The following is a 638-nucleotide window of genomic DNA, read 5'->3' on the forward strand; positions in this document are numbered from 1 at the left end:
GAAGAAGATTTCAGCTACAGGGCTGTTACCTTGTACCGCGGATCTTTCCAGATCGCTTCACCTATCCTCTTCCTTTGTAACTCCGTATAGAGTGTCCTACAACCCCAAGAAGCAAGCTTCTTGGTTTGGGCTATGTCCCGTTTCGCTCGCCGCTACTCAGGGAATCGCGTTTGCTTTCTCTTCCTCCGGGTACTTAGATGTTTCAGTTCCCCGGGTATGCCTCCTCCTGCCCTATGTATTCAGGCAGGGGTACCATCCCATTACGGATGGCGGGTTTCCCCATTCGGAAATCTCCGGATCAAAGCTTACTTACAGCTCCCCGGAGCATATCGGTGTTAGTCCCGTCCTTCGTCGGCTCCTAGTGCCAAGGCATCCACCGTGCGCCCTTTCTAACTTAACCTAAAATGGCGGTGTATCTTACTCGGTTTTTTGCTTTGGTCATACAATGTGTTGCTTCTATCCAGTTTTCAAAGAACAGTTTCAGCTGCCTGCGTAAATAAATGCGGGCATAAGAAGAGATTGAACTCTTCAAAACTGAACAAAATCAAACGCCAAACGTTCGTGAGAACCAAGTTCTCACTTCCGTAAATATCCTTAGAAAGGAGGTGATCCAGCCGCACCTTCCGATACGGCTACCT

The 638-nt window shown here is 48.7% G+C and carries 1 rRNA gene; it reads right to left on the minus strand.

From position 1 onward, the window contains the following. Window positions 1–400 (minus strand): 23S ribosomal RNA (locus L2D08_RS23595); the annotation flags it as partial. Window positions 401–638: the final 238 nt, after the last annotated feature.

It is taken from the genome of Domibacillus sp. PGB-M46, assembly GCF_022668875.1.
Classification (GTDB): Bacteria; Bacillota; Bacilli; order Bacillales; family Domibacillaceae; genus Domibacillus.